This is a genomic window from Actinomadura sp. SCN-SB, assembly GCF_043906805.1.
Lineage (GTDB): Bacteria > Actinomycetota > Actinomycetes > Streptosporangiales > Streptosporangiaceae > Spirillospora.
On sequence record NZ_JBIMPP010000033.1, the window covers coordinates 19,166 to 31,632 of the forward strand.

Annotated in this window: 12 protein-coding genes; 3 read left to right on the plus strand and 9 right to left on the minus strand. The window is 70.5% G+C overall.

All coding sequences use genetic code 11. The features are described 5' to 3' along the window. Nucleotides 1-8 precede the first annotated feature (8 nt). The 9 genes from ACGWYJ_RS21475 to ACGWYJ_RS21515 all read right to left on the minus strand — a co-directional run bounded on the left by ACGWYJ_RS21475 (nt 9) and on the right by ACGWYJ_RS21515 (nt 8,791). Nucleotides 9-623, minus strand: coding sequence for a PaaI family thioesterase (locus tag ACGWYJ_RS21475; RefSeq protein ID WP_395108005.1), 615 nt, complete (start codon nt 621-623; stop codon nt 9-11). Continuing rightward, nucleotides 620-1,057: a Zn-ribbon domain-containing OB-fold protein gene (locus ACGWYJ_RS21480; protein ID WP_395108006.1), complete on the minus strand. Its 438-nt coding sequence runs from the start codon at nt 1,055-1,057 to the stop codon at nt 620-622. Before ACGWYJ_RS21480 ends, ACGWYJ_RS21475 begins: the two co-directional genes overlap by 4 nt. A 5-nt stretch (nt 1,058-1,062) precedes the next feature. Next, nucleotides 1,063-2,256, minus strand: coding sequence for a thiolase C-terminal domain-containing protein (locus tag ACGWYJ_RS21485; RefSeq protein WP_395108007.1), 1,194 nt, complete (start codon nt 2,254-2,256; stop codon nt 1,063-1,065). Next, complete coding sequence (locus ACGWYJ_RS21490; protein WP_395108008.1) at nt 2,253-2,465, minus strand: hypothetical protein; 213 nt, start codon at nt 2,463-2,465, stop codon at nt 2,253-2,255. Before ACGWYJ_RS21490 ends, ACGWYJ_RS21485 begins: the two co-directional genes overlap by 4 nt. A gap of 5 nt (nt 2,466-2,470) precedes the next feature. Next, the gene (locus tag ACGWYJ_RS21495) at nt 2,471-3,616 is read right to left on the minus strand and encodes an amidohydrolase family protein (protein ID WP_395108009.1); all 1,146 of its coding nucleotides are present in this window, start codon (nt 3,614-3,616) and stop codon (nt 2,471-2,473) included. A 24-nt stretch (nt 3,617-3,640) separates the two neighbouring features. Further along, nucleotides 3,641-4,696: a DUF2889 domain-containing protein gene (locus tag ACGWYJ_RS21500; RefSeq protein ID WP_395108011.1), complete on the minus strand. Its 1,056-nt coding sequence runs from the start codon at nt 4,694-4,696 to the stop codon at nt 3,641-3,643. 128 nt (nt 4,697-4,824) lie between these two features. Continuing rightward, nucleotides 4,825-7,296 carry a CoA transferase gene (locus ACGWYJ_RS21505; RefSeq protein ID WP_395108012.1) on the minus strand — a complete coding sequence of 824 codons (2,472 nt, stop codon included), beginning with the start codon at nt 7,294-7,296 and terminating at the stop codon, nt 4,825-4,827. Nucleotides 7,297-7,451: 155 nt separating this feature from the next. After that, nucleotides 7,452-8,054, minus strand: a complete 603-nt coding sequence (locus ACGWYJ_RS21510; RefSeq protein WP_395108013.1) for a TetR/AcrR family transcriptional regulator — start codon at nt 8,052-8,054, stop codon at nt 7,452-7,454. 104 nt (nt 8,055-8,158) lie between these two features. Further along, entirely contained in the window at nt 8,159-8,791 is a 633-nt protein-coding gene (locus ACGWYJ_RS21515; protein WP_395108014.1) for a TetR/AcrR family transcriptional regulator, read from the minus strand. A 144-nt stretch (nt 8,792-8,935) separates the two neighbouring features. On the opposite strand from ACGWYJ_RS21515, the gene ACGWYJ_RS21520 reads away from it, so the two are divergent. Genes ACGWYJ_RS21520 through ACGWYJ_RS21530 form a run of 3 tightly spaced genes read left to right on the plus strand, consistent with a single transcriptional unit; the run spans nt 8,936 to nt 12,466 of the window. Next, the gene (locus ACGWYJ_RS21520) at nt 8,936-10,387 is read left to right on the plus strand and encodes an aldehyde dehydrogenase family protein (protein ID WP_395108015.1); all 1,452 of its coding nucleotides are present in this window, start codon (nt 8,936-8,938) and stop codon (nt 10,385-10,387) included. A gap of 36 nt (nt 10,388-10,423) precedes the next feature. After that, a complete protein-coding gene (locus ACGWYJ_RS21525; RefSeq protein ID WP_395108017.1) occupies nt 10,424-11,242 on the plus strand; it encodes a mycofactocin-coupled SDR family oxidoreductase in 819 nt (272 codons plus the stop codon). 24 nt (nt 11,243-11,266) lie between these two features. Beyond that, a complete protein-coding gene (locus ACGWYJ_RS21530; protein ID WP_395108018.1) occupies nt 11,267-12,466 on the plus strand; it encodes a cytochrome P450 in 1,200 nt (399 codons plus the stop codon). Nucleotide 12,467: the final 1 nt, after the last annotated feature.

Genomic DNA, 12,467 nt, shown 5'->3' on the forward strand with positions numbered 1-12,467 from the left:
CTTAAGCCTTAGGGCTGGCCGGGGCGCAGTTGGACGAAGAGCCCCTCGGCTTCGGCGCAGAGGGTGTCGCCGTCGTGGATGGTGCCCCTGAGGAAACGCTTGCGGCCCTCTTCGCGGTCGAACCAGGCTTCGGCGCGCAGGTCCTTCCCGATGGGGGTGATGCTGCGGTAATCGACGTGCAGGTAGGCGGTTCGCGAGATGGGACGGCCGCCGGTGTTGGCGAGCCGGCCGAGCATCTCGTCGAACATCAGCGGGATCGCGCCGCCGTGGACCGCGCCGTTGCCGCCGAGGTAGTGCCGTCCGAACCGGATCCGGCCCCGGACGCGCTGCTCGTCGGACTCCTCGACGTCGAAGACGGGGACGAGCGTCTGGCCGCGTCCGGGCAGGTCGGTGCGGTGCCCGGTGATCTGCTCCCGCTCCGGGACGGTGTGCGGTGCCAGGTCCGCGGCCAGGTGCTCGAAGGTCCGGGTCAGCTCCTTGAGCAGTTCCGGGGGCGGGGCGGCACCGGTGATCCGGTCCTGGAGCAGCCGGAGCGCGTCGATCATGGCGGCGAACTCCGGGCCGCCGGGGGCGGAGTCGTCCCCGGCGCCGGCGCCCCAGCCGCCCCTGGGCAGATGGCTCATCCGCGCACCGTGGGACGGAAAAGCGGAAGCAGCCAACCGTCGGAGATGGGGGAGAACAGCACCTCGACCTGCATGCCGATCTCGACCTTCTCCGGGTCGACGTCCACGACGTTGCTGACCAGCCGGGCGCCCGGGGCGTCGGGCAGGTCGAGGATCGCCGGGACGAGCGTGATGTCGGGGAGGCCCGGGAAGCCGTGCACCACCGAGAAGCTGAACACGGTCGCGCGGCCGGACAGCTGTGTCCAGTCCACGTTGGTGGACTGGCACTCCGGGCAGAACGGCGTGGGCGGCAGCCGGAACGTGCCACAGTCGGCGCATTTGGGTGCGACGAGCCGTTTCTCCTTGGCGGCCTGCCAGAACGGCTCGGTGGAGGTGTCGGTGGTGATCCGCACGTGGTCGGCGGGCAGTGCCTGCGCCTTCAAGTCTTCTCCCATGGGTGTCACCCGTCCCGGCCGAGGATCAGCCCGCTGACCGGCAGGGACGCCGGGCCGCCGGTGACCAGGGCGAGTTCGGCGTCCGCGACCTGGTTGACGGCGGTGCCGCGCAGTTGCTCGACGGCTTCGCGGATGTGGGTCATGCCGATGATGTAGGCCTCGGAGAGCTGGCCGCCGTGGGTGTTCACGGGGATGGAGCCGCCCTTGTAGCGGATCGCGCCGCTCTCCACGAACTCGCCGCCTTCGCCTTTCTCGCAGAAGCCGTAGTCCTCCAGCTGCATCAGGACCATGGGGGAGAAGTGGTCGTACAACAGCGCCACATCGATGTCGGCGGGCGTGACTCCTGCCCGCTTGTACAGGTGCTTGGCGACCGGCGCGTGACCGGAGGAGGCGAACGTCTCGTCCGGCATGCCCATCCAGGCGAATGCGCGTCCCCAGTCGCGGCTGCCGCCGTGCGCGGCGGCGATGACCGGGACGGGCTTCTGCCGCAGATCGCGCGCCTTGTCCATGCTGGTGGTGATGACGGCGACGGCGCCGTCGGTCTCCAGGCAGAAGTCGTACAGGCACAGCGGCTCGGCGATCATCCGCGCGTTGAAGTAGTCGTCCAGTGTCATCGGGTCGCGCTTGAGCGCGGTCTCCCGGTTGGCCGCGTTCTCCCGCTGGGACATCGCGATCTCGGCGAACGCCTCCCGCCGCGTGCCGTACAGGTGCATGTGGCGGCGGGTGAGCACGGACATCAGGTGCCCCGGCCCGGACAGCCCGGACGGCTGCAGGAACGAGTTGATCGGGTTCGGCGGCGCGGCGGCGAAGACGCTGCCGAGCCGCTGCCTGGACTGCTGCAGGGCCATCACGGTGACCACGACGGTGGCGTCCCCGGCGAGGATGGCGGCGCGGGCGAGCCCGATGGAACCGGCCGAGCCGCCGCCTCCGGACGTCAGCGCGGCGCTGAACGTGACCTCGGGGATGCCGAGCGTCTCCATGAACGTGGCCGTGTCCATCGTGTCGCCGTACCCGGCACTCGCGCCGGAGTAGTAGGCGAAACCGTCGATGTCCTTGACCGACAGACCGGCGTCCTCGCAGGCCGCGATGATGGCCCTGCCGGCCAGTTCGGTGATGGTCTGCGGGACCGACCGGCCGCGCGGGTAGTACGGCGTCGCGCCGACCCCGACGATCGCGACCTGTCCCTGGATACGGCTCACGGTGTGTCCTTCTCACTTCCGGTGTGGACGCGGGCCAGCCGCAGCCCCTCCTCCCGCGACGGCGCGGTGATCTCCCAGCGCTCGCATGAGCAGGCGCACCGGTAGGTCCCCTCGCCGTCGGGGATGACGGACTGGGCGACGCAGCGCCCGCCCTCGCTTGCCACCTCGTGCAGGAACTCGGTGGGCGAGTCGTGCATGACGTTGCTCATGGCGGCTAGACCCCCGCGGTCTCGGCCGTCGGGAGCGGCGGCACGCCCGGGAACAGCTCGGTGAACGCCTCGACGGTGATCCGCCGCCTCAGCGCCGGGTCCACGTCGTCGAACAGTTGGTGCAGCGTCTCCTGGGTGTGGCCGTAGGTGCCCTCCATGTGCGGGTAGTCGCTGCCCCACATCACGTTCCGGTAGCCCATCGACTCGGCCGCCGCGACGGCGGTGGCGTCATGCTGGAACGAGGCGTACACCTGCGAGTAGATGATCTCGCGCGGCGAGCGCTTGAGCTTGGGGCGGACCGCCATGGCGTGCTGCCGGTAGCCCTCCTCGATCCGGTCGGCGATGAACGGCACCCAGGTGGCGCCGCCCTCGGAGATCAGGATCTTCAGGTCGGGGTGCCGGTCCAGGGCGCCGGACGCGACCATCTTCACCACCGCGCGCTGCCCGCCGAACGTCGTCTCGGTGTAGTTCAGGACCGCGCCGCCAGGGCCGCGGTAGACCACGCCCGCCGAGGCGCCCTTGGACAGGTCGATGGGGTCGGTGCCGATGTGGAAGGCCAGTACGATGCCCGCCTCCTCGGCGGTGGCCCAGAACGGCTCCCAGGAGTCGTGGTTGTAGTCCTTCTGCAGCGGGTGCGGCGTGACCGGCAGGAACACCGCGCGGAAGCCCATCTCCGCGACCCGCTTGAGCTCGGCGACCGCGTCGTCGATGTCGAGCGTGGACACCTGCGCGGTGCTGATCAGCCGCGGGGAGTACTTGTCGATCGTCTCGAAGGCCCAGTCGTTGGACACCTTCAGCGCCTCGCGCAGCACTTCAGGCGTGCGGAACGAGCTGCTCCACATGCCCAGCGAGGGGAACACCAGCTCCGCCCAGATGCCCTCCTGGTCGAGGTCGGGCAGCCGCTTGGTGATGTCGCCGGCCCCGGGCGCGCGATGCGACGCTTCGAGGAACTCCAGCGCCTTGCCGGTGGGCAGCTTGCGGCGGAAGGACATCCCGTCGATGTGGACGGTCTCCCACTGCCCGTCGGGGTCCTTCTCGGTCCGCGGCACCAGCTCGGCGAGCCGCGGCGGCAGGGCCTCGCGCCACAGGTCGTCGGGCTCCAGGAAGTGCGAGTCGCCCGAGTTCGCCCAGATCTTCTGCGTGTCGCCCATCGGGTCCTCCATTGTCGTGTCGTTTCAGGGTGTGGTGCGGCCGAGGAGGGCGGGGACGTCCTCCAGGGCCCGCAGCATGTCGTTGAGGTGCGTGCAGGTGGTCGTGCCGGTGAAGGTCTCCCGGACGTGCCGGCGGAGGCCGGCGAGCCGGACGCCCGCCAGCCGTCCCGCGCTGGCGACGGCCGCCGGGCACTCCACCCATGGCAGGACGCGGGCGCGGGCCTCGCAGCTCGTGACCGTGCCGCCGTCGATGCGAGCGGTCAGCGTGTATTCGTGGATGACGGTCTCCAGGCCGTCCGGACGGACGTAGGAGTCGCGGAACAGCGCGTCCACGGTGGCGCGCTCGCCGGGCACGGCGGGGTTCTCTGGGAGCACGTCGATCCGGCGGGCGCGGCGCATTCCCTGCGGTGGCAGAGGATCGGTCGCGTGCCAGGCGGCGGGATCGTCACCGGTGTCCAGCGGGAGTGCGGGCGGTCCCGTGACGACCGGGGGGAGCCCGGTGTCCGCGACCCCGTTCATGATCGTCCCGCCGGTGGCGAATCCGGCGCACTGGTCGGCTGCGAAGCCGGGCCGCCCGGCGCGGCCGGGCGTGGTGCCCTGCCGCGCCATCGCGGCCCGCATCGCCGCCTCTGGCGTTCCGGCGCTCATGGCGTGCCCGGAGACCAGCGTGGTGACGGGCAGTTCGTCCAGCAGCAGGTAGAGCAGGTCGTGCTCCGCCGCCAGATCCGGGTCCGCCTCGTCCAGCCTGCCCCGGAACCCCGAGCTCACCCGCGCACCGAGCAGCGCGTCCAGGGGCCGCGCGGGGTCGGTGCTCAGCTCCCGCAGGAGACGTCCGCCGACGAAGTCCACGACCGCGCGGACGCTCGCCTCCGACACCGTGTGCGCCTCGCCGGAGTCGCCGGTGCGCAGATCGCGGCCCCGTCCGGCGAGGACCAGGGGGCCGCCCAGGCCGTCCGGCCGCACCATGTCGACGGTGCTGGTGCGCCGGACCGACCCGGCACGCCGGGCGGGCGTGCCGGAGGTCGGTTCGTGTATCCCGTGACGCGGGTGCAGCGGGCGCACCGGAAGTGGGACGGTCATCGCGGCTCCAGGAGCCCGGCCGAGTCGGGAGCGGGCCGGTGGTGTCCGGCCCTCCGTAGTGAAAATGGCTTTTTCACTCATACCCGTTTAATCCCGTCCTTGTCAAAGTGCCGCCGGCCGGGCCGGCGTCAGCCGATGACGCCGCGCTCGCGCAGCCCGGCGATCGCGTCCTCGTCGTAGCCGAGCTCGGCCAGGACGAGGTCGGTGTGCTCGCCGACCGAGCAGCCGCCGTCGGCCTTCGTCGCCGAACGGGAGAACCGCACGAGCGGTCCCATCCGCAGATGCTCGTCGAAGATCGCGTTGGTGGCGGTCGCGCAGTACTCCGCCGAGAGCGCCTCGTCGGTCTGCAGGACCAGTTCGGGGATCCGCTCGGTGACCTGGACGCAGCCGACGTCCGCCTTGCCGAGCAGGTCCTCCCACTCGGCGGCGGGCCGCCGCGCGAACACCTCGCCCAGCGCCTCAGCGAGCGCCGCGTCGTTCTCCCGGCGCGCCTCGGGCGTCGCGAACCGCTCGCCGCCAAGGTCGGCCTCGGCCGCCAGAGCCTCCCGCAGCGGCGTCCATTCCCGGGGCTCGGGCGCGGCCAGGAACACCCAGCCCTCGGCCGCTTTGTACATCCGGTACAGGGCGTGGTAGCCGTGCCCGTCCGGGTCGGGCGCCGACACCGGGCGGCGGCCGGGGTAGTCGACGACCTGCTCCAGGATCGCGTGCGTCGTGGTGCCGACCATGGTCGCGGTGAGCGGCCCCATCGGGCGGCCACGGCGCCGGGCGAGCACGCCCAGCAGGATGGTGGACGCGACGCCGAGCGCGGCGATCCCGTCCGCCTGGATCGTGGGCACCGCCGTCGCGTTCATCAGCCGGATGGCCCCGGCCTTGATCTCCTCCAGCGAGCCCGTCGCGTGCGCGGCGTCCGGCGCGTCCGTCAGCGCCAGCCCGAACGCCGCGCCGATGGACGGGGCGTACGCGGGCCGCATGCCGGAGGGGCCGCCCGTCCCGTAGCCGGGGGCGTTGACGTACACGAGATCGGGGTTGACCTTCCGGAGCGAGTCCGCGTCCACCCCCGTGCGCTCGGCCGCGCCCGCTCGGAAGCTCTGCAGCACCACGTCCACCTTTGCGGCCAATTCTCGGACGATGCGCAGCCCCTCATCGGTGCCGAGGTCGAGCGCGACGCTCTCTTTGCCCTGCAGGACCTTGGCGCCGCCCGACTCCGGGAACGGCGCGATGGTGCGGATCTGGTCGCCCTCCTTGGCCTCGACCTTGATCACGCGTGCGCCGAGGTCGGTGAGGATCGTGGCACCGTACGGCCCGGCGAACATCGTGCCGAGCTCCAGGATCGTGATGCCCTCCAGCGGCAGCCCGGCAGGCGCGTCCGCCGGGGCCTCGGTCGTGGCGGGCGCCGTGACACCGCGCAGCTCGGCGCCGTGCTCGTCCAGGCGGGGCGCCGGGCGGGGCGGGGTCAGCGGCATCTCGTTCTCGTGCACCAGCGTGGACGGCTGCGTGACACGGCCGAACTCGGGGTCCTCGCCGACGGCCACGCGGTGGTCGTGGTGCAGCTGCGGGTGGTCCAGGGCTCCGGCGCCGGCCCGGAACACCTCGGCCATGATGTCGGGGTTGGTGTCGAAGACCCGCTGCCACTCCTCGAGAGTCCGCTCCCGCACCTTCCTGATCATGATCTCCCAGAGCTCGGTGCGCAGCTCCTGGCTCTCCAGGACCGGCAGCCCCTTCCACTTCGGGTCGGCCAGCATCTCCATCAGCCCGAACTCCTGCAGCATCGCGGCGAACAGGCGCGGCTGGACCTGCGCGAACTGCAGCCAGTGCCCGTCCTTGGTGGGCGCGATCAGCAGCGGGTAGACCAGCGGCGCCTGCGGCTCGCCCTCCTCGGTGAACGCCTCGACGTTCTGGTAGGCGTCCGGCCAGCGCAGGCCGACCATCTCGGTGAACCACGTCCAGGTGTCCAGGGCGGTGACCCCGCGGACCATGTCGGCCTCGATGTGCTGGCCGAGGCCGCTGGACTCCCGCTCGATGAGCCCGGTGAGGATGCCCTGCACGGCCGTCTGCGTCGCTCCCCAACCCGCGTACGGGACGGACACGAACGCGGGCCCGGGCCGTGGCACCATCCGCTTCTTCGTCTGGAACACGCCGAGCTTGGCCATGACCATGCCCTCGTAGCCCTTGAGGTGAGCCCACGGGCCGGACGAGCCGAACCCGGTGATCGCCGCGCTGACCAGCCGCGGGTTGAGGGCGGCCAGATCGGACGGTGCCAGCCGCAGCCGGGCGGCAGCCGCGGGGCGGAGCGTCATGACCAGCGCGTCCGCCGTGGCGATCAGGCCGTCCAGCACCGCGCGGTCGGCCTCGTCGTGCAGGTCGAGGGCGATGCTGCGCTTGCCGCGGGCCAGAGCGGGCCAGGCCGCGCGCTCCCGCAGCGGGCTGCCGCCCGGCGGCTCGACCTGGACCACGTCCGCGCCGGCGTCGGCGAGGAACTGCGTCGCCTGGGCGCCGGGGACCGTGGTCGACAGGTCGATGACCGTGATCCCGGCCAGTGGTCCGCCGTCCTGCCGCTCGCGCCCGGTCGCCGCGCGCGCTCCCGCGGAACCTTCGCCCACCGTGCCACCTCCATGGTCATGAATCTAACTTCGTTAACTAGGTACGATACGTAAGTGAGTGTGACCCGGGCAACACGGTGGAAACAAAAACTCCGGTCGAAATGCCCCGGTCAGGGGCGTGAACCGGACCTTCGAGGTGCTGCCGTGTGTGACGGTCAGTGCGCGGGACGGGAGGCCCCGAGGGCGCGCAGCGCGAACCCGGTGATCTGTTCGGCCACGGTGGCCGCACTGTCGCGTGCGGTCCCGGCCATCTGGTCCTCGAAGGCCTGGCCGAGAGCGGCTCGGATGGACCGCGCGTCCGGCTCCGGGTCGGCCCAGGGGAACGAACCGTCCGCCAGCCCCGCCTTCAGGATCTCGGCGATGAGGCTTTCCTGGTCGGCCAGGGCACGCGCGCGTTCTTCCGCGTAGCCCCTGGCGCGGGTCGCGTCGCCGGAACTGAGCGCCAGCACCCGGCTGCGGCGGCGCTCATCCGAGGTGATCCGCAGCATCCCGCCGATCAGGAGGCCGAGCGCCTCGGGTGGGCCTGCGGCGGACGCCACGAATGACCGCAACTCGGTCATCACCCGGGTGCTGTCCCGCCGGAACATGGACAGGAGCAGCGCGTCCTTGGACTCGAAGTGCCGGTAGAACGCCCGGGTCGACAGGCCCGCCTCGTTGAGGATGTCGGTGATGGACACCGGCGCGCCCTCCGCGGCCGCCAGGCAGCGGTACGCGGCGTTGATGATGCGCACCCTCTCGGTGGCCTGCCCCGGCGGCACGAGCGCTGCCCCTTCCTGTACGTGGCGAGATTCGGGCCACAACCTTATCCAGCGTGAACCCGAGCACTGCCCAGATACCAGGTCGGCGGGAGGTGCGGCGTCGGCTAACGCTCGAGCAGGCGCATGGCGAGGTCGACCGTCGACGTACAGGACGCCTCGATGTCGGCATCGGTCGCGAACGGCTCCTCGAAGCCTTTGGTGAGGGCCTTCATCGTCACCGCGCCGTAGAGGCATTCGACGACCGGGTCCACGGCCGCCTCGTCGATGTCGTCGCCGCGTTCGCGTGCTCGGTCGAAAACCCGCTGCACAGCCTGCCGGTGCTGCCGCGCGATCTCCTCCGCGACGTGCTGGTAGGCACGGTTGGCGACGGCGTCCACGGTGATCCGGAACGTCGCGTAGCCGATCGGGTCCAGCAGGAAGCGCAGGAGGTTGGTCGTCAGCTGGATCAGATCGCCGCGCAGCGATCCGGTGTCGACGTCCTCGATGCCCTTCGAGCGTGCCCGGACGCTCTCGACCAGCAGCGCGTCACGATCGGGCCAGCGCAGGTACACGGTGGACTTCCCGACCCCGGCGCGACGGGCGACGCCGTCCACGGTGAAGCCGGCCGAACCGCGTTCGAGGAACTCGTCGATCGCGGCGTCGAGGATGCGCTGCTCGACCAAGGGGTCGCGCGGTCGCCCGGGGCGCCTGCGGGTCGTCCCGGTGGCCTGTGGCCTCTCCTCGCCAATGCCGGACATCGCGCCCATCACACCATGCCGATTGATCACTGTCACCTGGTGAAGGCCAATTTCCGACGATTTCGTCCGTAACTCTTGACATGTGCCCCGAGTCACAGATGATGGTGCGACAAAGTTAACTCAGTCAGTCTTGAGGAGTGTCGCATGCCCGACGTCGACCGTACGCCGCCGAAGGTCCACCTCAGGATCAACGGCGAGAAGCTCGAGAGCGGATCCGGTGGGACCTACGAGCACGTCAGCCCCGTCACCGAGCAGGTGGACGCCCAGATCCCGCTCGCCGGCAAGGAGGAGATCGACCTCGCCGTCTCCAAGGCGCACGAGGCGTTCCAGAGCTGGAAACGCACGCCGCCCGCGCGGCGCCGGGCGCTGCTGCACAAGCTGGGCGACCTGATCGAGGCGAACGCCGCGGAGTTCGCAAGGCTCGGTGCCCTCGACAACGGCACCCCCGTGACCGTCGGCTCGGCATTCCCCGTGCACTCCGCCGAGTGGACCCGCTACTACGCCGGGTGGGCGGACAAGATCCAGGGAGACCTCACCGGCAACCCGATCCAGGACGGCGAGCTCGGCTACACCCTCGCCCAGCCGTACGGCGTGGTCGGGATCATCATCACCTGGAACGGCCCGCTGATCTCGCTCGCCATGAAGATCCCCGCCGCGGTCGCGGGCGGGAACACGGTGGTCGTCAAGCCGTCCGAGCTGACCCCGTTCAGCGGCGAGCTGTTCATGGATCTCGTCGAGGAGGCGGGCTTCCCCCCGGGCGTCATCAACGTCCTTCCCGGTACGGCGGAGGCCGGTGCCCAGCTGGTGGCCCATCCGCTGGTGAAGAAGGTCAGCTTCACCGGCGGTCCGGCCACGGCCACCAAGATCCTTGAGACCTGTGCGCCCGACATGAAGCCGGCGGTGCTGGAGCTGGGCGGCAAGTCGGCCAACATCGTCTTCGAGGACGCCGACCTGGACGCCGCGTGCCAGCTCGGCGCGATGTTCTCGCTGATCGTCCTGTCGGGCCAGGGTTGCGCCTTCGCCACCCGGATGATCGTGCACGAGGACGTCTACGACCAGGTCGTCGAGCGGCTGAAGCTGATCGCCGAGAACGTCGCGGTCGGCGATCCGTTCGACCCGGGCGTCATGTCCGGCCCGGTCGTGAACGAGGCCGCGGTCGAGCGGATCACCGGAATGATCGAGCGTGCCCAGGAGCAGGGCGCGACGCTGGTGACCGGTGGCACCCGGATGGACCGCGACGGCTTCTTCATCCAGCCGACGGTGTTCACCGACGTCGACCCCGGCTCCGAGCTCGCGCAGACCGAGGTCTTCGGCCCGGTACTCGCGATCTTCAAGTTCTCGACGGAGGACGAGGCGATCGCGCTCGCCAACAACACGCGCTACGCCCTCTCGTCGTATGTACAGACCAACGACCTGGGGCGTGCGGTCCGCGTCGCCGCCGAACTCGAGGCCGGCGAGACCCTCATCAACGGCGCCATGAACCTGCAGGTGGGCCGCCCGTTCGGTGGCTTCGGCCTGTCCGGGGTGGGCAAGGAGGGCGGCCGCCAGGGCATCGAGGAGTTCCTCCGTATCCGCAGCGTCGGCATCGCCGTCTGACAGCCCCAAGCCGCCCCAACGGAAGAGAGCGCCACCATGACCGGAAACCTCGAAGGCCGCGTCGCCTTCATCACGGGCGCCGCCCGCGGCCAGGGCCGTGCGCACGCGGTACGCCTCGCCCGCGAGGGTGCCGACATCATCGGACTCGACATCTGCGAGGACATCCCCACCTTCGACTACTCCTGCGGCACCTGGGAGGAGCTGGAGGAGACCGCCGCCCTCGTCGCGAAGCAGGGGCGCAAGATGGTCATCGGCAAGGCCGACGTCCGCGACCCCGCGGCTGTGCAGCGGGTCTTCGACGACGGCTACGCGGAGCTCGGACGCGTCGACATCGTGATCGCCAACGCCGGAATGATCCGCTACGCCGAGCCCGAGAACCCGGCCCGGGAGTGGCAGGACAGCCTCGACGTCATCCTCACCGGCGCGTTCAACACCGTGCAGGCCTCCGTCGGCAAGCTCGTCGAGGGTGGCAACGGCGGATCGATCGTGCTGGTCAGCTCCAGCGCGGGCCTCAAGGGCACCGGCAGCCACCTGCCCGCGGCGCAGGCCTACACCGCGGCCAAGCGCGGACTGGTCGGCTACATGCAGGTCCTCGCCCAGCTCTACGCGGAGCACTCGATCCGGGTCAACACCATCCACCCGACCGGCGTGGTCTCCGGCATGACCACCAACGAGGCGATGCTGAAGATGGCCGCCGACCCGAACACCAACATCGCGGCCATGCAGAACCTGCTGCCCATCCAGATCCTCCAGCCGGAGGACATCGCGAACGCCGTGGCCTATCTGGTGAGCGACGAGGCGGCCTTCATCACCGGCACCCAGTGGGCGCTCGACGCCGGCTTCTCGATCCGCTGAGAGCCGCTGAGAGAGAGGACGGACATGACGCTCACGGACCACCGCCTCGTCGGCGCGGGCTCGGTCGAGGAGGTCGGTGACCGGTTCGACGAACTCCGCCGTGCCGGGCACCGGATTGTCAAGGTCGAAGAGCCCGACCGCACCTACTGGATGGTGCTCGGCCACGACCTGACACGCGAATGCCTGCAGAACCCGGCCGTGTTCTCCAGCCAGGTCGTCACCCCGCTGAACCCGGATCCGCCGTTCAAGATGATCCCGATCCAGCTCGACCCACCGGAGCACACACGCTGGCGCCGGCTGCTTGGGCAGTACTTCTCGCCCCGCCAGATGGCCTTGCTGCGCCCCAGGCTCGAGGAACGCACCCGGGAACTGGTGGCGGCGATCAAGGAGAAGGGCGAGTGCGACTACGTCGAGGAGTTCGCGCTCCAGCTGCCGACCGTCGTGTTCCTGGAGATGATGGGCCTCCCGGTCGAGGAGCTCCCGACGTTCCTGGAGTGGGAGAAGCTCGCCCTGGCGCCCTCCGCGGACGGCACGTACGACGGCGATCGCCAGGCCGGCGGGATCTTCTCCGTGGTCGGCTACTTCCAGGCCGAGATCGCCCGCATGCGCGCCGGCGGGGAACGCGGCGAGAATCTGCTCTCCCAGATGATGGACTGGGAGCTGGACGGCGTCCCCGTCCCGGACGACGACCTGGTCAACTGCTGCCTGCTGCTGTTCCTGGCCGGCCTCGACACGGTCGCGATGAGCCTGTCCTACGCGATGTACCACCTCGCCACCCATGACGCGGACCGTGAGCACGTGGCAGCGGTCGCGGCGGCGGGCGGGCCGATGGACGAGATCGTCGAGGAGATGCTGCGCTTCTACGCGGTTCCCGAGATCGGCAGGAAGGTCGTCCAGGACATCGAACTCGACGGCCACCGACTCGAGGCCGGTGACCTCGTCCTCTTCCCCCTGGTGGCCGGGAACCGTGACGACGCGCTGGTCACCGGCGCCGACCACGTGAATCTCAAGCGTGGCCACACCACGCCGCATCTGGCGTTCGGCGGGGGTCCGCACCGATGCCTGGGCTCGCACCTGGCCCGGATCGAGATGAACATCGCACTCCAGGGCTGGCACGAGGTCATCCCCAAGTACAGCCTGGTGCCCGGCGAGGTTCCACGGGCGTACTGGACCAATGTGCACGGCCTCTTCGGGCTCCGGCTGTCGGGTTTCGGGGAGCAGTGAG

Excerpts from the sequence above, each read along its gene's own strand:
- ACGWYJ_RS21475 (WP_395108005.1), bottom strand. The coding sequence starts at position 623 with ATGAGCCATCTGCCCAGGGGCGGCTGGGGCGCCGGCGCCGGGGACGAC.
- ACGWYJ_RS21480 (WP_395108006.1), bottom strand. The coding sequence starts at position 1,057 with ATGGGAGAAGACTTGAAGGCGCAGGCACTGCCCGCCGACCACGTGCGG.
- ACGWYJ_RS21490 (WP_395108008.1), bottom strand. The coding sequence starts at position 2,465 with ATGAGCAACGTCATGCACGACTCGCCCACCGAGTTCCTGCACGAGGTG.
- ACGWYJ_RS21495 (WP_395108009.1), bottom strand. The coding sequence starts at position 3,616 with ATGGGCGACACGCAGAAGATCTGGGCGAACTCGGGCGACTCGCACTTC.
- ACGWYJ_RS21500 (WP_395108011.1), bottom strand. The coding sequence starts at position 4,696 with ATGACCGTCCCACTTCCGGTGCGCCCGCTGCACCCGCGTCACGGGATA.
- ACGWYJ_RS21515 (WP_395108014.1), bottom strand. The coding sequence starts at position 8,791 with ATGTCCGGCATTGGCGAGGAGAGGCCACAGGCCACCGGGACGACCCGC.
- ACGWYJ_RS21520 (WP_395108015.1), top strand. The coding sequence starts at position 8,936 with ATGCCCGACGTCGACCGTACGCCGCCGAAGGTCCACCTCAGGATCAAC.
- ACGWYJ_RS21525 (WP_395108017.1), top strand. The coding sequence starts at position 10,424 with ATGACCGGAAACCTCGAAGGCCGCGTCGCCTTCATCACGGGCGCCGCC.
- ACGWYJ_RS21530 (WP_395108018.1), top strand. The coding sequence starts at position 11,267 with ATGACGCTCACGGACCACCGCCTCGTCGGCGCGGGCTCGGTCGAGGAG.